Annotated in this window: 16 protein-coding genes; 13 read left to right on the top strand and 3 right to left on the bottom strand. The window is 63.2% G+C overall.

Annotation, left to right across the window (positions count from 1 at the left end):
* Positions 1-170 precede the first annotated feature (170 nt).
* On the top strand, positions 171-1649 hold the full coding sequence (locus GJ700_RS08150; RefSeq protein ID WP_154372796.1) for an aldehyde dehydrogenase family protein: 1479 nt from the start codon (positions 171-173) through the stop codon (positions 1647-1649).
* Positions 1650-1711: 62 nt separating this feature from the next.
* Here the strand turns inward: GJ700_RS08150 and GJ700_RS08155 are convergent, their stop codons facing one another.
* The 3 genes from GJ700_RS08155 to GJ700_RS08165 all read right to left on the bottom strand — a co-directional run bounded on the left by GJ700_RS08155 (position 1712) and on the right by GJ700_RS08165 (position 4801).
* Positions 1712-2209: an Lrp/AsnC family transcriptional regulator gene (locus GJ700_RS08155; RefSeq protein ID WP_154372445.1), complete on the bottom strand. Its 498-nt coding sequence runs from the start codon at positions 2207-2209 to the stop codon at positions 1712-1714.
* Positions 2210-2310: 101 nt separating this feature from the next.
* Positions 2311-3696 (bottom strand): aspartate aminotransferase family protein, encoded by a 1386-nt coding sequence (locus GJ700_RS08160; RefSeq protein WP_154372447.1) that lies wholly within the window; start codon positions 3694-3696, stop codon positions 2311-2313.
* Positions 3697-3937: 241 nt separating this feature from the next.
* Positions 3938-4801 carry a GNAT family N-acetyltransferase gene (locus GJ700_RS08165; protein WP_229506878.1) on the bottom strand — a complete coding sequence of 288 codons (864 nt, stop codon included), beginning with the start codon at positions 4799-4801 and terminating at the stop codon, positions 3938-3940.
* Between the two features lie 390 nt (positions 4802-5191).
* On the opposite strand from GJ700_RS08165, the gene GJ700_RS08170 reads away from it, so the two are divergent.
* The 12 genes from GJ700_RS08170 (at position 5192) to GJ700_RS08225 (ending at position 18065) form a co-directional block, all read left to right on the top strand.
* Positions 5192-5863: a haloacid dehalogenase type II gene (locus tag GJ700_RS08170; protein ID WP_154372449.1), complete on the top strand. Its 672-nt coding sequence runs from the start codon at positions 5192-5194 to the stop codon at positions 5861-5863.
* Between the two features lie 83 nt (positions 5864-5946).
* Positions 5947-7068, top strand: a complete 1122-nt coding sequence (gene alr / locus GJ700_RS08175; RefSeq protein WP_154372451.1) for an alanine racemase — start codon at positions 5947-5949, stop codon at positions 7066-7068.
* A 178-nt stretch (positions 7069-7246) separates the two neighbouring features.
* A complete protein-coding gene (locus GJ700_RS08180; protein WP_154372453.1) occupies positions 7247-7918 on the top strand; it encodes a haloacid dehalogenase type II in 672 nt (223 codons plus the stop codon).
* A 15-nt stretch (positions 7919-7933) separates the two neighbouring features.
* Complete coding sequence (locus tag GJ700_RS08185; protein WP_154372455.1) at positions 7934-9211, top strand: NAD(P)/FAD-dependent oxidoreductase; 1278 nt, start codon at positions 7934-7936, stop codon at positions 9209-9211.
* Between the two features lie 51 nt (positions 9212-9262).
* On the top strand, positions 9263-10852 hold the full coding sequence (locus GJ700_RS08190) for an ABC transporter substrate-binding protein (RefSeq protein ID WP_154372457.1): 1590 nt from the start codon (positions 9263-9265) through the stop codon (positions 10850-10852).
* Between the two features lie 6 nt (positions 10853-10858).
* Positions 10859-11812 (top strand): ABC transporter permease, encoded by a 954-nt coding sequence (locus GJ700_RS08195; protein ID WP_154372459.1) that lies wholly within the window; start codon positions 10859-10861, stop codon positions 11810-11812.
* The gene (locus tag GJ700_RS08200; RefSeq protein WP_154372461.1) at positions 11809-12657 is read left to right on the top strand and encodes an ABC transporter permease; all 849 of its coding nucleotides are present in this window, start codon (positions 11809-11811) and stop codon (positions 12655-12657) included. The genes GJ700_RS08195 and GJ700_RS08200 overlap by 4 nt, the downstream gene beginning before the upstream one ends.
* 7 nt (positions 12658-12664) lie before the next feature.
* Positions 12665-14512, top strand: coding sequence for an ABC transporter ATP-binding protein (locus GJ700_RS08205; protein ID WP_154372463.1), 1848 nt, complete (start codon positions 12665-12667; stop codon positions 14510-14512).
* Positions 14509-14817 carry a (2Fe-2S)-binding protein gene (locus tag GJ700_RS08210; protein WP_154372465.1) on the top strand — a complete coding sequence of 103 codons (309 nt, stop codon included), beginning with the start codon at positions 14509-14511 and terminating at the stop codon, positions 14815-14817. The genes GJ700_RS08205 and GJ700_RS08210 overlap by 4 nt, the downstream gene beginning before the upstream one ends.
* Positions 14799-16175 carry an FAD/NAD(P)-dependent oxidoreductase gene (locus GJ700_RS08215; protein ID WP_154372467.1) on the top strand — a complete coding sequence of 459 codons (1377 nt, stop codon included), beginning with the start codon at positions 14799-14801 and terminating at the stop codon, positions 16173-16175. Before GJ700_RS08210 ends, GJ700_RS08215 begins: the two co-directional genes overlap by 19 nt.
* Positions 16172-17314: an NAD(P)/FAD-dependent oxidoreductase gene (locus GJ700_RS08220; protein WP_154372469.1), complete on the top strand. Its 1143-nt coding sequence runs from the start codon at positions 16172-16174 to the stop codon at positions 17312-17314. The genes GJ700_RS08215 and GJ700_RS08220 overlap by 4 nt, the downstream gene beginning before the upstream one ends.
* A 10-nt stretch (positions 17315-17324) precedes the next feature.
* Positions 17325-18065: a cupin domain-containing protein gene (locus tag GJ700_RS08225; RefSeq protein WP_229506880.1), complete on the top strand. Its 741-nt coding sequence runs from the start codon at positions 17325-17327 to the stop codon at positions 18063-18065.
* Positions 18066-18269 lie beyond the last annotated feature (204 nt).

Consider the following 18269-nt stretch of genomic DNA (forward strand, 5'->3'; position numbering starts at 1 on the left):
TGCAATTCAATATGATCGCCCGAATGCGGCGCCAGAACGGCAGCTTGTGCCTGCCAGGTCGTTCGCAACCGCACAATATGCTTGCAGGGCAAACCTAAAATACAACCATACTCTTGCGGGCCGGACGCATCGCCGAACCGGTCCAGTTGACGTTCACGAAAGGACGAATGATGGAAGGTTTTAACCCGGATCACATTGAAGTGCGCAGCGCACATTTTATTGGCGGACGTTATGTGGAAGGCGGCGCCAGCGCGCTCGACGTCAGCCGGCCATCGGATGGCAAAATTTATGCAGGCGTGCCGGTGGCCGATGCAGGCCTGGTGGACCAGGCCGTGCAAGGCTCCTGGCATGCCTTTAAGACCAGTGACTGGGCCGGCTGCGCACCGCGCGAACGTGCCCGCATCCTGCGCCGCTGGGCTGACTTGATCGATGCCGATGTGACCACGCTGGCGCGGCTGGAAGCGGTGGGTTCGACCCGTCCCGTCAAGGATGCGGCCAGCTGGGACGTGCCATTCACAGCCGACGGCATCCGCTTCTTTGCCGAGTGGGCAGACAAGATCGGCGGCGACGTGGCGCCGACCCGCGGCGACCACCTGGGCATGACGCTTGCGGAACCCTATGGCGTCATCGGCGCCATCGCGCCGTGGAACCTGCCGCTGGTGATGGCGTCGTGGAAGGTGGCGCCTGCGCTGGCGGCCGGCAACGCCGTCGTGCTGAAGCCGTCGGAGATGACGCCGTTCAGCGTGCTGCGCATGGCGGAACTGGCGATTGCCGCCGGCATGCCGGAAGGGATCTTCAATATCGTGCAGGGCGATGGCCGTGTCACCGGCGATGCGCTGTGCCGCCATCCGCGCGTGTCGAAAGTCAGCTTTACGGGCTCGACCCGGACCGGCGCCGCCATCATGGCGGCCTGCGCGGAAAGCGGCACCAAGCCGGTGACCCTGGAGTTGGGCGGCAAGAGCCCGCAAGTGGTGTTTGCCGACGTGCCCGACCTGGAGAAGACGGTACGCACCATTGCCCGGGCCATCACCATCAATGCCGGCCAGGTGTGCGTGGCCGGCTCGCGCCTGGTGGTGCAGCGCGCCATCGCCGGCCGCTTTATTGAACGCCTGGCCGCCGTGTTTGCCGAGCTGAAGGCGGGGAATACGTGGGATGCCGGCACGTCCCTCAGTCCGATCATTTCAATGCGGGAAATGGAGCGCATCGATGGCATCGTGCAGCGCACGGTGGCGGGCGGCGCTCGGGTTGCCGCCGGCGGCCAGCGCATCGCGATGGGTAACGACGGCGCGTTTTACCAGCCGACCATCCTTACCGATGTCAGTGGCGACATGGAAGCGGTGAAAAATGAAATTTTCGGCCCGGTCATCACGGTGCAGGTGTTTGATGACGAAGACGAAGCGCTGGCGTTGGCGGACCATGCGGATTATGGCCTGGCGGCCGGCATCCACACGGCCGATATCGGCCGCGCACTGCGCGTGGCGCGCGGCATCGAGGCGGGCACGGTGTGGATCAACCGCTACGGCCGCAGCGCCGATTATGTGATACCAACCGGTGGCTACAAGCGTTCGGGCATCGGCAAGGACCTGGGGCGCCAGGCTTATGAAGCCAACCTGCACTTCAAGAGCGTGCTGGTGGACTTTGCGCGTTAAGCGCTGAAGGCAAGGCGCGTCCGGGGCGGAGTGCCGCCGGGCGCGCCGGAGAGGATGCCAGGCTAGTCCTGGCCGCTGAACAGCTTTTCGATCGGATAGTGGCTCTTGATGCAAGGCGACTTGATGACGATGTAACTGAAGTACTTCTCGATATTCACGCTCTCCCTGAGCACGTCCTCCGCGATGCTGTGGTAGTGGGCCACGCTGCGGGTGACGAACTTGAGCAGGTAATCGAAGCCGCCACTGACGAGGTGGCATTCGACGATTTCATCGATGTCGCGGATGGTGGCTTCGAATTTCGCGAAATCTTCGCGCCGGTGATCCGACAAGGTCACCTGGGTGAATACCACTTGCATGTCCCCCAGCTTTTCCATTTGCACATGGGCGCCATAGCCGGTGATGTAGCCGGCCTTTTCCAGGCGCTTTACCCGGATCAGGCAAGGGCTGGGCGACAGGCCGACCGCATCGGCCAGGTCCACGTTGGTGACCCGGCCGTTGCGCTGCAAATGGCTCAATATGCGAATGTCGATCCGATCCAGCTTGAGGGCGTCAGGAATCATTGTTGTCTGCCATGTCGAATTGAACCTTGGTTACCTGCTTTTATCATACTATGGTAGCAGGCAAATTCTGATATGACCCATCAGAATTTCCTGATATTGGGTCAAGATTTGCCGGCGGCACGGTAGACGTCGGGCTGGTCCAGCACCTCATCCAGGGTTTTCTTCAGGCGCGCGAACAGCAATTCAAAATCGGCCTGCGTGTAGCACAGCGCCGGCGCGAAGCCCAGGACGTTGTCGCCAAACGCGCGGAAGATCACTTGATTGCGGTAGGCTGCATCGGCAATCCGTTCGTGCAGCTTGAGCGCCGGATCGAAGCGCGCTTTGGTTGATTTATCGGCAACCAGTTCCAGTGCGCCCAGCAAGCCGCGGCTGCGCGCATCGCCCACCAGCGGATGTTCCAGCAAATCGCGCAAGCCCTGTTCGAAGAGCGGCGCCTGGGCGATGCCGTTGGCCAGTAATCCGCCTTCCGTATACAGGCGCAGCACTTCCAGGCCGATGGCGGCGCTGACCGGGTGCGCGGAATAGGTGTAGCCGTGGCCGACCGGAACGCCGGGTGCCACGCCGTCGGCGATGCCCTGGTAGACGCGGTCCGACATCAATACCGCGCCCATCGGCGCATAGCCGGCCGTCAAGCCTTTGGCCAGCATCATCAAGTCGGGCTCGGCGCCCTCCGCTTCACAGGCAAACATCGGGCCGGTGCGGCCAAAGCCGGTAATGACTTCATCCACCACGAACAGGATATCGAGTTCACGGCAGGCGTCACCCATGGCCTTGAGCCAGCCTTTCGGCGGCACGATCACGCCGCCGGAACCCTGGATCGGTTCGCAGAAGAAGGCCGCCACGTTATCGCGGCCGAGTTCCTGTACTTTGGCGCGCAGCGCGGCCACCGAGGCGCGGATGATGGCATCCGCATCGGAACCGGCTGGATTACGGTAGGGATATGGCGATGGAATCTTGTGCTGGCTGGGCAGCGGCAAGTCGAAATTTTGATGGAACACGGCCAGCGCCGTCAGGCCGGCACTCTGGCTGGACGAGCCGTGGTAGCCGCGCTCGATGGAAATGAAGTGTTTCTTTTGCGGGCGGCCCGTCGAGTTGTAATAGTGCGTGATGAAGCGGATCGCGGAATCGTTGGCGTCGGAGCCGCCCAGCGTGAAGTACACGTGGCGCAGCGAGGCCGGCGCCAGTTCCACCAGGCGCGCGGCCAGGCGGATCGCCGGCTCCGAACCGTAATGGAAGTAGCCGGTGGCGTACGGCAGTTTGGCCATTTGTTCGGCAGCGGCTTGCACCACACTTTGCTGGCCATAGCCGACATTGACGCACCACAGGCCGGAAAATGCGTCCAGCAATTCCGTGCCCTGCGTATCGCGCAGGTAGGCGCCATGCCCGGACTCGAGGATGGTGACGCCGCGCTGTTCGTGGGCGCGGTAGTTGACGACAGGGTGGATCAGGTGGTCGCGGTCGAGCGCGACGAGCGGATTGGTAGGCATAGTGGTTCCGTATCGGTTGATCAGTGATTAACAGGCTACATGCACCGGGGAGACAGAACAGCGATGTGATGACCCGCGGCGCGCCAGTGTAGGCAGGGTCATTCTAGTCAGGAGCGGGCAACGTTAGCTGTTGCCCGCTGCCGTTGAAAGTGGGTGGAAATTGCGTATTTGCCGCCGTTTCGGCATATTCTGCGGAGCGCCTGGCGGCCGGCGGCGGACAGGGCGGCGAAGGGAGGGGAGATCAGCCGAGCGATTGGCTGAGCAATGCGTAGCGCGTAACGGATGCTTCCGGCCGCGGCGGTTCGCCGCGCACCATTACCGTGACCGTTTCATCGACCTGCACCAGTCCCATTTCCGTGAGCCAGGGTCCGAGGCCGCTGCTGCCTGGAACGTCGATGCGCACGAAGTTCCCTGCGCGTACCCCAGCCCAGTGGGCGATCAGTGCCTTGGCGCGATCGATATCCGGCGCCACCACCGGACCGATGACATAGCCCAGGCCGAATTTACGCAACGCCGCGAAGGCAATCAGTTCGCCATAGTGGTCGATGGCGACCGCCTGGGCCACGGTCATCAACTGCTTGATCACGGTGGAGCGCGGCATGCCGGTGGAACGGGCCGCCAGTTCAGCCAGCGCGCCTTCGTCGCGGGGGCTGACCGGGCGGATCCGTTCGCCCTCCGCCAGCGCCACAAACGGCGTACGGAACACGGTGCCCTGGTGCCGGTGTATCGTGCCGAATGGCGCGAAGCCAAATTGTTCATACATGGCGATGGCATTGCTGTTGGTGTGCAGCAAGGTGGTGCGGCTGCCGACTTCCCTGAGGATGCGGGTCATCAGTTCCGATGCGATGCCGAGATGGCGGTGATCCGGCGCGACGATGTTCATGCCGATCGATGCGTAGCGCGCGCCATGCAGCCAGCACATGATGGTGCCGACGATGCCCGACTTGTTTTCCGCGACGATCCCCTCGCCCAATTCGTGGATGAATTTCCAGTCTTCCAGGCGGTGTGGCCACAACGCCGCCTGCGAAAGTTGATGTGCAGCGGGCAGGTCGTCTACCGTCATCCTGCGGTAGCGGACTGCCCCTTGCGGCTTCTGCGCATTCATTTTGTGCTCCCGGTGGCTAGTCTTGATTGGCCTTTATCTTGCCACAGGCGGCGGCCCGTGACGACAGGGTGGATGCAATCCGAAATGAAGCGCTGTTTGCGGGGACAAAACAGCAGATTGTATCGTCACAGCCAGATGCGCCGGCATGAAATGCTGTTATGCGAAAGCCGTGAAAGCGCTTGCGCGGTCCGCAGTAATTTATGCTGGCTGGCGCCATCAATTCCAAGGATTCCGCTCATTTGGTCCGGTCAAAACAAGATATTCGTGCGGGGCAGGGGTGATGTAATGCTGATCAGGAAACGACGTGGACAGTGCATGGATCTGCAGCGCGAACGTATTACCTGATGTACCACCTAAGGCATGAACATTCTCAATAAAGGAACCCACTATATGACTACCAACCTGAGGCCGAAATACATTTCTTTCGATTGCTACGGCACATTGATCAATTTCCAGATGGCGGACGTGGCGCGTGAATTGTTTGCCGACCGCATCAAGCCGGAAGACATGGAGCAGTTCACCACCGACTTCGCGCGCTACCGCCTGGATGAAGTGATGGGCGACTGGCGTCCATATGACCAGATCCTGTGCAATTCCGTGCGCCGCACTTGCCAGCGCTGGGGTATCGAATACCGCGACAACGAAGGCATGAAATTTTATCATGCCGTGCCGACCTGGCAGCCGCACGCGGACGTGCCGAACGCGCTGGCGCGCCTGGCCAAGGAATACAAGCTGGTGATTTTCTCGAACGCGATGAACGACCAGATTCCGTACAGCGTGGAAAAGCTCGGCGCGCCGTTCCACCGCGTGTACACGGCCGAGCAGGCGCAAGCCTACAAGCCGCGCCTGCGCGCCTTTGAATACATGATCGAACAGCTTGGCTGCAGCGCGGATGACATCCTGCACGTGTCGTCCAGCATGCGTTACGACCACCTGTCGGCCGATGATATGGGCATCAAGAACAAGGTGTTCGTCAATCGTGGCCACGAACCGGCATGGCCGGTGTGGGGCAGCCATGAAATCAAGGACTTGAGCGGCTTGCCGGCGCTGGTCGGCCTGTAATACCGGTGTCCCAGCTTCCCCGCTTCCGGGGATGCGGTCTTTTGCCGCGGGCCGTGTGCCTGCGGTTTTTTTTGGGTGCAAGAATGAGTAACAATTTGCTGCAACACGGCGCGGTGCTGCGGGTCGACCTGGCCGCGGTGCGCGCCAATTACCGGCTGCTCAAGGGCATGCTCAAGGAAGGGGGCGGCGGCACGGAATGCGCCGCCGTGGTCAAGGCCGACGCCTACGGGCTGGGAGCGGCGCAGGTCGCCAGCGCTTTGCTGAAAGAGGGATGCCGCCACTACTTTGTCGCCCACCTGGATGAGGGTGTCCGGCTGCGCTCGGTATTGCCCGGCAGTGCGCAGATCTATGTGCTGCACGGCCCGCCGCCGGGGACCGAATCCATGTTCCACGTCCATCGCCTGGTCCCGGTGCTGAGCACCATGGAACAGATTGCGGGCTGGCGCCGCCTGGCGCGGCAATTGAATGCCGCGTTGCCTGCCGTGATCCAGTTCGACACCGGCAAGTCCGGGCTGGGCCTGTCCAGTGCGGATCTGGCCTGCCTGCACCAGGAGAGCCACCTGGTGTGCGGAATCGATGTGCGCTATGCGATGAGCCAGTTGGCGTGCGCCGATGACCCGGAACATCCGGCCAACCAGGCGCAGCTGGACGAGTTCCAGCGCTTACGCGCGATGTTTCCGAAGTGGAAGGCCAGCCTTGCCAACTCGTCCGGGATCTTCCTGGGCGCGCGTTTCCATGGCGACCTGGCGCGGCCCGGCGCGGCGTTGTACGGCCTGGCGCCGGTCCATGGCGCCGCCAACCCGCTGCGTCAGCCGGTCCAGCTCAAGGCCCGCATCATCCAGGTCCGCCAGCTCGCTGCCGGCGCCGGCGTGGGCAATGGACTGACGTACAAGGCCACTGGTCCGCGCCGCATCGCGACCCTGTCGATCGGCTATGCCGACGGCTGGGGGCGCGGCATGGGCAACCGTGGCGTGGTCTGGTTCGATGGGGTGCCGGCGCCGATGGCCGGCATGGTATCGATGGATACCTGCTCGGTCGACGTGACCGGTATTGCCGAGGATAAGTCGGGCCCGGGCCAGTTCGCCGACCTGGTGACGGCACATTACACCATTGACGATATCGCCCGGGCGACCGGCACCGTCGGCGATGAGATTTTGACGGGGCTGGGACCGCGGATTTACCGCGACTATGTGGATGAAAACTGAGCCCGTGGCCGGGGCTGGGGGCGGGGCGGCAGATTATGCTGCGCAGCACTGATAATTCCGCCATTTCAGCCGTCCCGCCCCCGTCAGAACAGGACATTCCTCCATTCCACGCATGGTGTAATGCTTACTGTGAGATAACCTTGCGGCGCCTGCCCGCAACGAACGAGGAACCTGAGACATGACTACCTACTTGAAGCCGAAATACATTTCTTTCGATTGCTACGGCACCCTGATCAACTTCCAGATGGCGGACGTGGCGCGCGAATTGTTTGCCGACCGCATCAAGCCGGAAGACATGGCGCAATTCACCACCGACTTCGCGCAATACCGCCTGGACGAAGTGATGGGCGACTGGCGTCCGTATGACCAGATCCTGTGCAATTCCGTGCGCCGCACCTGCCAGCGCTGGGGTATCGAGTACCGCGACAACGAAGGCATGAAGTTTTACCAGGCCGTGCCGACCTGGCAGCCGCATGCGGACGTGCCGGACGCGCTGGCGCGCCTGGCCACGGAATACAAGCTGGTGATTTTCTCGAACGCGATGAACGACCAGATTCCGTACAGCGTGGAAAAGCTGGGCGCGCCGTTCCACCGCGTGTATACGGCGCAGCAGGCGCAAGCGTACAAGCCGCGCCTGCGCGCCTTTGAATACATGATCGAACAGCTCGGCTGCAACCCGGAAGACATCTTGCACGTGTCGTCCAGCATGCGTTACGACCACCTGTCGGCCGATGATATGGGCATCAAGAACAAGGTATTCGTCAACCGTGGCCATGAGCCGGCCTGGCCGGTCTGGGGCTGCCATGAAATCAAAGACTTGAGTGGCTTGCCGGCCCTCGTTGGCTTGTAATTCCAGGACGACGCGATGAAGCTCGAATCGTATTGGCTCGATACCGCACCCGCCTTTACGGCCGGGGCACAGGGACCGGTGGCCGGACGCGCCGACGTGGTGGTGGTCGGCGGCGGCTTTACCGGCTTGTCGGCGGCGCTGGCGCTGGCCAGGCGCGGCGCTTCCGTGGTGGTGCTGGAAGCCGGCCGGGTGGTGGGGGAGGCATCCGGGCGCAATGGCGGGCATTGCAACAGCGGCCTGGCGCATGATTTTGGCACGCTGGCCGCGCGCCTGGGCGTGGACCAGGCGCGTGCGTTTTACCAGGCGTATGACGCGGCGGTCGACACGGTGGCGTCCATCGTGCGGCAGGAAGAGATCGCCTGCGATTTTGCCCGCGTGGGCAAGTTGAAACTGGCCGCCAAGCCGGAACACTACGGGAAGCTGGAGCGCGCCTGCGAATTGCTGCGGCGCGAAGTCGACCCCCACGTGGAGATGGTGCCGGCGGAGCGGATTGGCACGGAAGTGGGCTCCGGGCAATTCTATGGCGGCTTGCTGCAAACAACCAGCGCACAAATGCATATGGGCAAGTTTGGTGTGGGACTGGCGCACGCCGCCGCCCGTGCCGGCGCACAGGTGTATGAACAGGCGCCCGTGACCAAGCTGGAGCGCCGTTCCGATGGCGGATTCCGTGTGACCTGCGGGCGCGGCGCCGTCGATGCGGGACAGGTGTTGTTGGCGACGGGTAATTCCCGTACCGGCCCGTTTTTCCACTTCCGCCGCCGCATGCTGTCGGTGGGCAGCTTTATTATTGCCACGGAGCAACTGGATACGGCGCTGCTGAACAAGCTGGTGCCGCAGCGCCGCAATTATGTGACATCGAAAAACATCGGTAACTATTTCCGCGTGTCGCCGGATAACCGCCTGCTGTTTGGCGGCCGCGCACGCTTTGCCATGTCGAATCCCCGCTCCGATCAGAAAAGCGGAGACATTCTGCGCGCGACGATGGAAGACCTATTCCCTGAACTGAGCGGGGTGGACATCGATTACTGCTGGGGCGGTCTGGTGGATATGACGGCGGACCGCCTGCCCCGTGCCGGCGAGCACCGCGGCATGTATTTCGCGACCGGCTACAGCGGCCACGGCGTACAGATGTCGGTACACATGGGCCAGGTGATGGCCGATGTGATGGCCGGCAAGCCGGAACGCAATCCGTGGCGTGGCCTGGCGTGGCCCGCCATCCCCGGACACTTTGGCAAACCATGGTTCTTGCCCATCGTCGGGGCGTATTACCGGTTACAGGACTGGCTGCACTGAACGGGTGCGCAGCGCGAAAAAATTCATTGAAGACTATGGAGGAGGGAACCCATGAACGGAACTAACACTGACATCCTGCTGCGGGAGGCCGGACCCGGCGTGACCCGCCGTGATGCCATGCGCACACTGCTCGCTGGCGGCATGCTGACTGCCACGGCCGGCGGTTTGCTGACGTTTGCCAGCCCCGCCCAGGCCGAAGTCCCGCGGAAAGGCGGGCGCATCCGCGTCGCCATGGCGGCCGGGTCGACTGCTGACACGCTCGATCCCGCCAAGGGCGGCAATATTGCCGACTATGTACGGCATTTCATGTTTTATAACTGCCTGACGACGATCGACACCAAACTGGCGCCGCAAATGGAATTGGCCGAGTCCTTCAACAGCAAGGATAACGTGACGTGGACCGTCAAGCTGCGCAAGGACGTGCGCTTCCACGATGGCAAGTCTCTGACGCCGGCCGACGTCGTGTATTCGCTGATGCGCCACAAGAATCCCGCGACGGCGTCCAAGGTCAAGGCCGTGGCGGAGGAAATTGTCGAAGTGAAAGCCACCGGCCCGAACGAAGTGCAAATCAAGCTGGATTCCGCCAATGCCGATTTGCCTGCGCTGCTGGGCACGTCGAACTTTGCCATCGTCCGCGACGGCGCCACGGATTTCACCACGGCCAATGGCACCGGCCCCTACAAATGCAAGGAATTCCGTCCCGGTGTGCGTTCCATCAGCGTGCGCAACGACAATTACTGGAAACCTGGCAAGCCTTACCTCGACGAGATTGAATATTTCGCCATTCCCGACGAAGCGGCGCGCGTCAATGCGCTGCTGTCGGGCGACGTGCACCTGATCAACGCCATCAATCCCCGCTCGGTGCCGACCGTGACGGCCGCCGCCGGTTACACGGTGTTTGAATCGAAGACCGGTCATTACACCGACATCATCATGCGCGACAACCTGGGCCCGGTGAAGAATCCGGATTTCGTGCTGGCGATGAAGTACATGATGGACCGCGAACAAATCCGCAAGGTGTCGATGCGCGGTTTTGCCACGGTCGGCAACGACCAGCCGATTCAGCCCAACAACAAGTATTACTTTGCAGGCTTGCCGCAGCGCGGCATGGACCTGGACAAGGCGAAATTCCATCTGAAGAAGTCCGGCATGGCGGGCAGCACGTTGCCGCTGGTGGCGTCCACGGCCGCCAACGGTTCCGTCGACACGGCGCAAATTCTGCAATTGTCGGCACAAAAAATCGGCTTGAACCTCGAACTCAAACGCATGCCGGCGGACGGCTACTGGACCAACCACTGGGCCAGGCACCCTATGTCCTTTGGCAACATCAGTCCGCGCCCGACCACGGATTTGATGTTCACGGTGTTTTACAAATCCAATGCTGCGTGGAATGTATCAGGCTGGAAGAATGAAAAATTCGACCAGTTGCTGGAACTGGCGCGTGGCGAAACCAACGAAGCCAAGCGCAAGCAAATGTATGCTGACATGCAGGTGATCGTGCACGACAATTGCGGTGTCGGCATCCCTATCTTTAACCACTCGCTCGACGGTTTCACGAAAAAGCTGAAGGGATATGGGGCGCATCCGCTGGCAGGCCTGATGGGCTATATGTTTGCCGAAAACGTTTGGCTGGAGAGCTGACGCATCATGAACAGCCAATCCTTGCGACTCATCCTGAACCGCCTCGGCGCTGGCCTGCTGACGCTGGCGGCGGTGTCCGTGGTGATTTTCACGATCACCAACCTGCTGCCGGGCGACGCTGCCCAGGCAATGCTGGGCCAGGAATCCACGCCGGAACTGCTGGCGGCCCTGCGTGAAAAATTCGGGCTGGACAAGCCCGCTTACATCCGTTATTTCCACTGGCTGGGCGGCCTGCTGCAGGGCGATCCCGGCGTTGCGCTGGCCAATGGCTTGCCGGTGGCGGAACTGATCGGCTCGCGCCTGCCCAATTCCCTGACCCTGGCGGCCGCCACCGCCGCCGTGTCGGTACCGCTGGCGCTGGCGATCGGCATCGGCACCGCCATGGTGCGCGGTTCGCTGTTTGACCGCGTGGTCAACGTGGCCACCGTGTGGGTGGTGTCGGTACCGGAATTTCTGATCGCCACGGTCGCCGTGCTGATCTTTGCCGTCAAGCTGCGCTGGCTGTCGGCATTGTCGCGCGCCGATGACATCGCGACCTTTGGCGAGTTCCTGCGCGTGTATGCGATGCCGGTGATGACTCTGTGCTGCGTGATCGTGGCGCAAATGGCGCGCATGACGCGCGCCGCCGTGATCGACCAGCTCAATTCATCGTACGTGGAAATGGCGCGCCTGAAAGGTGTGCGGCCGGTGCGCATGGTGCTGATCCATGCGCTGCCCAATGCCGTCGGCCCGATCGCCAACGCCGTGGCGCTGTCGCTGTCGTATCTGATCGGCGGCGTCATCATCGTCGAATCGATTTTCAATTACCCCGGTATCGCCAGCCTGATGGTCGATTCCGTCACCATGCGCGATATGCCGGTGGTGCAGGCGTGCGCCATGCTGTTCTGCGCCGGCTACCTGGTGCTGCTGACCATTGCCGACTTGGCCGCCATTGTTTCCAATCCGAGGTTGCGTAAATGAAGCCCACTATGATTTCTTCCACTGTCCGGCGCAAGCCACGCGCGCGCCTGCCGCTGGCCGGCGTAATCGGCGGCGTCATCGTCACCTTCTGGCTCGTGATGGCCGTCATCGGCCCCTACATCGCGCCGCACGATGTCGGCGGCGTGGCCGGGGACGCCGTGTTTGCGCCGATCAGCGCGCAATACCCGCTGGGCACCGATTACCTGGGCCGCGACATGCTGTCGCGCGTGCTGCACGGCGCGCCGTACACCATCGGCGTGGCGCTGGCGGCCGTGATCATTGCCAGCTTTGGCGGCACCGCGCTGGCCCTGTTCGCGGCGGCGTCCGGCGGCTGGTTCGACACCATCGTCAGCCGCATCGTCGACGTCAAGCTCAGCATCCCGAGCAAGTTGCTGGCGCTGATCATGATTGCCGCGTTCGGCTCGTCCGTCCCGGTGCTGATCCTGACGGCCGGCGTCGGCTATATGCCGGGCGCCTACCGTATTTCGCGCGCGCTGGCCGTCAATGTGCAGGCCATGGATTATGTGCAGGCGGCCCGCTCGCGCGGCGAGGGCCTCGCTTACATCATGTTTTATGAAATGCTGCCCAACATGCTGCGGCCGGTGCTGGCCGACCTGGGCTTGCGCTTCCTGTTCATCGTGCTGCTGCTGAGCGGGATGAGTTTCCTGGGCCTGGGCGTGCAGCCGCCGGAAGCGGACTGGGGCTCGCTGGTGCGGGAAAACATTATCGGGCTGAGCGAAGGCGCCCCGGCCGTGATCGTGCCGGCCCTGGCGATCGCCACGCTCACCATCGCCGTCAATATGGTCATCGATGGTTTTGCCGGCCGCAAGCGCCGTGGAGGCTGAGAATTCTATGAATGAAATTGTTAACGTATCCGGCCTGCGGGTCACGGCGCGCAACGACCTGGATGAAGAAATCACCATTGTCCACGGTGCGGAGTTTTCCATTAACAAAGGCGAAGTGCTGGCGCTGATCGGTGAGTCCGGTTCCGGCAAGAGCACCATCGCGCTGGCCCTGATGGGTTATGCGCGCGCCGGCTGCAAGCTGGCCGGCGGTTCGGTCACGGTGGCCGGCAACGCCATGCTGTCGCTCAGCGAGCGGCAACTGGCCGGCCTGCGCGGGCGCACGGTGGCGTATATCGCGCAAAGCGCGGCCGCGTCCTTTAACCCGTCCAAGCGCATCATGGACCAGGTCATCGAAAGCGCGCTGATCCACCAGCTGATGCCGCGCGCGGCGGCCGAAGCCAAGGCCGTGCAACTGTTCCGTGAACTGGCGCTGCCGGATCCGGAGAACATCGGCAAGCGCTACCCGCACCAGGTGTCGGGCGGCCAGCTGCAGCGCCTGATGGCGGCCATGGCGTTGATCACGGACCCGGACCTGGTGATCCTCGATGAACCGACCACGGCGCTGGATGTGACGACGCAGATCGAGGTGCTGCGCGCCTTCAAGAAAGTCGTGCAGGAGCGGGGCAGCACCGCCGTCTACGTATCGCACGACCTGGCCGTGGTGGCGCAGATGGCGGACCGCATCGTGGTGTTGCGCGACGGACAGATCCAGGAAAACGGCGCCACGGCGCAAATCCTGTCGGCGCCTGGCCACCCGTACACGAAAAGCCTGCTGGCAGCCATCGCGCCGAAAGGACGTCCGGCCGTGGCGGCCGAGCCCAAGCTGGCGCAGGAACACCCGCTGCTGGAAGTGCGGGGCCTGTTTGCGTCGTATGGCACGGCGAAAGGCGGCGCGCCCGTTAAATGCGTGCTGGATGATATCAACCTGGTGATTCCGCGCGGCGCCACCATCGGCGTGATCGGCGAATCGGGTTGCGGCAAGACCACGCTGGCGCGCACCATCGCCGGCATGGTGGCGCCGTCCGATGGCGAAATCCTGCTCGACGGCAAACGCCTGGCGCCCACGCTGGACGGCCGCACGCGCGAACAGTTCCGCCGCATCCAGTTCGTGTTCCAGAACGCCGACACGGCATTGAATCCGCAGCACAGCATTGCCCGCATCCTGGGCCGCCCGCTGGCGTTTTATCACGACATCCAGGGCCAGGCGCAGCGCAAGCGCGTGCTGCAATTGCTGGACCTGGTGAAATTGCCGGCCACGGTGGCGGACCGCCTGCCGGGCGAATTGTCGGGCGGCCAGAAGCAGCGCATCAACCTGGCGCGCGCACTGGCGGCGCAGCCGGATTTGATCCTGTGCGACGAAGTCACGTCGGCGCTCGATACCGTGGTGGGCGCGGCGATCCTGGAATTGATGGCGGAATTGCGCAAGGAATTGAACGTGTCGTACATGTTCATCAGCCACGACATCAATACCGTGCGTACCATCTGCGATGAAATCGTCGTGCTGTACGCGGGCCGCAAAGTGGAGGCGCGCAAACGCGAAGCGCATTCGATGCCGCCGTTCCACCCATATTCGCACTTGCTGATTTCGTCGGTGCCGGCGTTGCGCCGGGGTTGGCTGGAAGAAGTCGAGGGCCGCACGCCGTCATCGCTGCCGCCGCTGGCGGCGCCGGGTCAGACCGGGGGCGTGTGCGCATTCCTGGACCGCTGCGCATTGCGTATTGACGGTGTTTGCAACCGGCTGCCGCCGCCGCGTCAACAGCTCGACAACGGCGGCAGCATCCTGTGCCATCACAGCGACTCCGCACTGCGCGACATACAGACGCCGCTGCGCCTGGTGGAAGGAGACGTCGCATGAACCACCGTTTTGTGCGCCTTGCGGAAACCAACCGCCAACGTGTGCGGATTGTCATCGATGGCCATGAGGCCGATGCGCTGGCCGGCGATACGCTGATGGTGGCGGTACTCAACAATGCCCGCCAATTGCGCGAATCCGAATTCGGCGACGGCAAGCGCGCCGGCTTTTGCCTGATGGGGGCATGCCAGGATTGCTGGGTATGGACGGCGGACGGCGCACGGCTGCGCGCCTGCACCACCGTGGTGGAAGAGGGCATGCACATCATCACCAAACAACCGGAGGCGACATGGCCCAACCTCGCGTAATCATCATTGGCGCCGGACCTTCCGGCGTGCGCTGTGCGGAAGCGCTGGTGGCGGCCGGTTTGCGACCCACTGTGATCGATGAAAACCGCCGCGACGGCGGCCAAATCTACCGCCGCCAGCCGGACAATTTCACGCGTCCGTATGCCAAGCTGTATGGCACCGAAGCGGCCAGCGCGCAGGCGCTGCACGAGAGCTTTGATGCACTGCGGGACAAGATCGACTACCTGCCTGAGACGCTGGCCTGGAATATCTTCGACGGCCACGTGCATGTCGTGTGCAACCAGCGCGCGCGCAGCCTGCCGTACGATGCGCTGGTCATCTGTTCCGGCGCCACCGACCGCCTGATGCCCGTCAAGGGCTGGCATTACGCCGGCACCTACAGCCTGGGCGCGTCGCAGATCGCGTTGAAGGCGCAGGCTTGCGCGATCGGCCGCCAGATCGTGTTCATGGGCACGGGGCCGCTGCTGTACCTGGTGGCGTCGCAATACGTGAAGGCCGGCGCGCAAGTGGCGGCGGTGCTCGACACATCGCCTTTCATGCGCCGCGTGGCGGCATTGCCGAAACTGCTGGCGCGCCCCAAGGTGCTGCGCAACGGCCTGACACTGGTAATGGGCCTGAAGCGGGCCGGCGTGTCCGTGCTGACGGGGATTACCCCGCTGGAAATCAAGGGGTCGCCGGAAACCGGCGTGCAGGGCGTGGTGTTCCACGATGCGCGGGGCCGCACGCAAACACTGGAATGCGATGCGGTGGGGATGGGTTACCACTTGCGTCCAGAAACGCAACTGGCCGACCTGGCGCGCTGCGCGTTCCGCTTTGACCAGGAGACGCGCCAGTGGCTGCCGGAAGTCGGCGAAGATGGCCGCACCTCGGTGCCGGGCGTCTACCTGGCCGGCGACGGTATGCGCGTGCTGGGCGCGGACGCGGCGGAAATCGGCGGCAGGCTGGCCGCCATGGCCGTGCTGAAGGACTTCAAATTCGACGTGCCGGAAGACCAGTTGCAGCGCTTGCGCGCGGAACAGGCCAGTATGGAGCGCTTCCGCCAGGGGCTGGTGCAGGCCTTTCCATGGCCGGCGGAGCAGGCCGCGCAATTGCCGGACGACGCCATTGTGTGCCGCTGCGAAGCGATTACCGCCGGCGAACTGCGCCACGTGGTGTGCGACATGGGAGCGCGCGAAGCGAACCGCGCCAAGGCCTTCAGCCGGGTCGGTATGGGCCGCTGCCAGGGCCGCTATTGTGGCAATGCGGGGGCGGAAGTGATTGCCCATGCCGCTGGCGTACCCGTCGAGATGGTCGGGCGCCTGCGCGGCCAGGCGCCGGTGAAACCGCTGGCGATTGCGGTGTTGGAGGAGAAACAATGAGTGTACAAAGAGCGGATGTGGTGATCGTTGGCGGCGGCATCATGGGGGCCTCCTCGGCCTTCTTCTTGCGCAAGCGCGGGATGTCGGTGATCTTGCTCGAACGCGGACTGATCGGCCAGCAGGCCAGCGGCGTCAACTTCGGCAATACGCGCCGCATGGGCCGTTCTGTCGAAGAGCTGCCGTTGTCCAACCGTTCGCGGGAAATCTGGCTGAAGTTCCGGGAATTGTTCGGCGACGATGCTGAACTGCTGTTGAACGGCCACCTGCGCCTCGGCTTCAAGCCTGAACACGAGGAACGGATGGTGCGCTATGCGCGGGATGCGGATGGCTTTGGCCTGGACATGCAAATGATGAGCGGGAAAGCACTGCGCGAACGTTTTCCCTACCTGGGACGGGACGTCACGTCGGGTTGCTACGCGCCGCATGACGGCCACGCCAATCCGCGCCTGGCGGCCCCGGCAATCGGCCGCGCGGCTGTGCGCGAAGGGGCGCAAGTGTTTGAAAACACGGACATCGTCAGTGTGGAAAAGGAAGGGGAAGAATTCCGCGTCACGGCCGCCGATGGCCGCGTCTTCCGCGCACCGGTGGCGCTGATCACCGCCGGCGCCTGGGGTGACCGCATCAGCGCCAGCTTTGGCGAGCCGGTGCCGATGATCGTCAAGGGGCCGCAAATGGCGGTCACCGAACCGGTGCCTTATGCGATCGGGCCGACCATCGGTGCGATTGCCGACTCGTTCGAGCAATCCGTGTATTTCCGCCAGGTCGCACGCGGCAATATCGTGATTGGCGGCGGCGGCCATGAACCGGTGGACATGGTGAACCGGCGCGCTTACGTGAACCCGCTGCGGACGCTGATGAAGCTGGCGGCGGCGCCACGCGTGGTGCCGGCGCTGGCCAACCTGAGCATCATCCGCGTCTGGAGCGGCATCGAGGGTTACATGAAGGACAGCCATGCCGCCATGGGACCGAGCGGGCGCGTACGCGGTTTGTATTACGCGTTCGGCTTTTCTGGCGAAGGCTTCCAGCTGGGCCCGGGCGTGGGCGACGTCATGGCGGAATTGATCGCCACGGGCGCCACCAGTACGCCGATCGGGCATATGGACATCCGGCGTTTTGCCAAGGCCGAAGTGGCGGCGTGAGATGTTGAACATGCAGTCAGCGGCGAAGCGTCACGCGCCGCGCAGTTTTATCGATTTACGCACGTTTGCGCGCGACGCCAGCCAGGGCGTCGCCTTCGGCAACTGGGCGATGGAAGATGCATTCCTGTCCAGCCGCCGGGTACTGGAGTTCCCATGCGGTCCGGCGACCGCCGGCGTCATCGTGCTGGCGGCCGGCAGCGGCGCCGTGGCTTCCATGCCGGCCGATGAATTCATTATTGCCTGCGACGGATTCATCACGCTGGCGCAGGACGGCCGCAAGTTGACACTGGAAGAGGGCGGGTGTGCCGTGATCCGGCATGGTGCGGCGGTGACGTGGTCGGCCCACGGGCCGGTAACGCTGATCTTTATGCGTTACAACCACAGTTGGCCGGGCGATGGCGGGATCGTGCCGATGGCGGAAAACCCCGACATGGGGCCGTCGGGCGGCCCGCTGGCCGAGCTGTTGCTGACGCCTGCGCCGGTATGCCGCAACCACGTCGATTATCAGTCCGCCGACCGTGCATTCGCGTGCGGCACCTGGGACGCCACGCCTTACCGCCGCCGTTCCATGGTGTACCAGATGGTTGAACTGATGTACCTGCTGAAAGGCAGCGTGACGTTGGCCGATGAAACCGGCCGCACCCGCACCTTTGCAAGGGGCGATATAGTCATTGTTGAACAGGATGCGCAGTGCAGCTGGGAGAGCCGCGAACACGTCGTGAAAGTGTATGCGACCTGCCGCGCGGCATAGCGGGCATCCCAGTCCGGCACGCAAATAGTTTGTGTCTCCCGGTCCGTTATCCGGACCATTTATCCGCAGGCAGCGATGCCTGCGGATTTTTTTTTGCTGTCCACGGCGGACGTTGCGATAGGCGTAGCATATTCATCTTTCGCCTGCTATTAATTCGCTTGATTGTGCTGTGCACACCCTGTGTTACGAGGGCATGTGCCAGCG

Source organism: Pseudoduganella rivuli (assembly GCF_009674485.1).
In the GTDB taxonomy this organism is placed as follows: Bacteria; Pseudomonadota; Gammaproteobacteria; order Burkholderiales; family Burkholderiaceae_D; genus Rugamonas; species Rugamonas rivuli_B.

What these genes read in the sequence shown, in the direction of transcription:
- GJ700_RS08190 (WP_154372457.1), top strand. Translation starts at nt 9,263, where the DNA reads ATGAACGGAACTAACACTGACATCCTGCTGCGGGAGGCCGGACCCGGC.
- alr (WP_154372451.1), top strand. Translation starts at nt 5,947, where the DNA reads ATGAGTAACAATTTGCTGCAACACGGCGCGGTGCTGCGGGTCGACCTG.
- GJ700_RS08195 (WP_154372459.1), top strand. Translation starts at nt 10,859, where the DNA reads ATGAACAGCCAATCCTTGCGACTCATCCTGAACCGCCTCGGCGCTGGC.
- GJ700_RS08150 (WP_154372796.1), top strand. Translation starts at nt 171, where the DNA reads ATGGAAGGTTTTAACCCGGATCACATTGAAGTGCGCAGCGCACATTTT.
- GJ700_RS08205 (WP_154372463.1), top strand. Translation starts at nt 12,665, where the DNA reads ATGAATGAAATTGTTAACGTATCCGGCCTGCGGGTCACGGCGCGCAAC.
- GJ700_RS08225 (WP_229506880.1), top strand. Translation starts at nt 17,325, where the DNA reads ATGCAGTCAGCGGCGAAGCGTCACGCGCCGCGCAGTTTTATCGATTTA.
- GJ700_RS08170 (WP_154372449.1), top strand. Translation starts at nt 5,192, where the DNA reads ATGACTACCAACCTGAGGCCGAAATACATTTCTTTCGATTGCTACGGC.
- GJ700_RS08210 (WP_154372465.1), top strand. Translation starts at nt 14,509, where the DNA reads ATGAACCACCGTTTTGTGCGCCTTGCGGAAACCAACCGCCAACGTGTG.
- GJ700_RS08220 (WP_154372469.1), top strand. Translation starts at nt 16,172, where the DNA reads ATGAGTGTACAAAGAGCGGATGTGGTGATCGTTGGCGGCGGCATCATG.
- GJ700_RS08155 (WP_154372445.1), bottom strand. Translation starts at nt 2,209, where the DNA reads ATGATTCCTGACGCCCTCAAGCTGGATCGGATCGACATTCGCATATTG.
- GJ700_RS08200 (WP_154372461.1), top strand. Translation starts at nt 11,809, where the DNA reads ATGAAGCCCACTATGATTTCTTCCACTGTCCGGCGCAAGCCACGCGCG.
- GJ700_RS08185 (WP_154372455.1), top strand. Translation starts at nt 7,934, where the DNA reads ATGAAGCTCGAATCGTATTGGCTCGATACCGCACCCGCCTTTACGGCC.
- GJ700_RS08160 (WP_154372447.1), bottom strand. Translation starts at nt 3,696, where the DNA reads ATGCCTACCAATCCGCTCGTCGCGCTCGACCGCGACCACCTGATCCAC.
- GJ700_RS08165 (WP_229506878.1), bottom strand. Translation starts at nt 4,801, where the DNA reads ATGAATGCGCAGAAGCCGCAAGGGGCAGTCCGCTACCGCAGGATGACG.
- GJ700_RS08215 (WP_154372467.1), top strand. Translation starts at nt 14,799, where the DNA reads ATGGCCCAACCTCGCGTAATCATCATTGGCGCCGGACCTTCCGGCGTG.
- GJ700_RS08180 (WP_154372453.1), top strand. Translation starts at nt 7,247, where the DNA reads ATGACTACCTACTTGAAGCCGAAATACATTTCTTTCGATTGCTACGGC.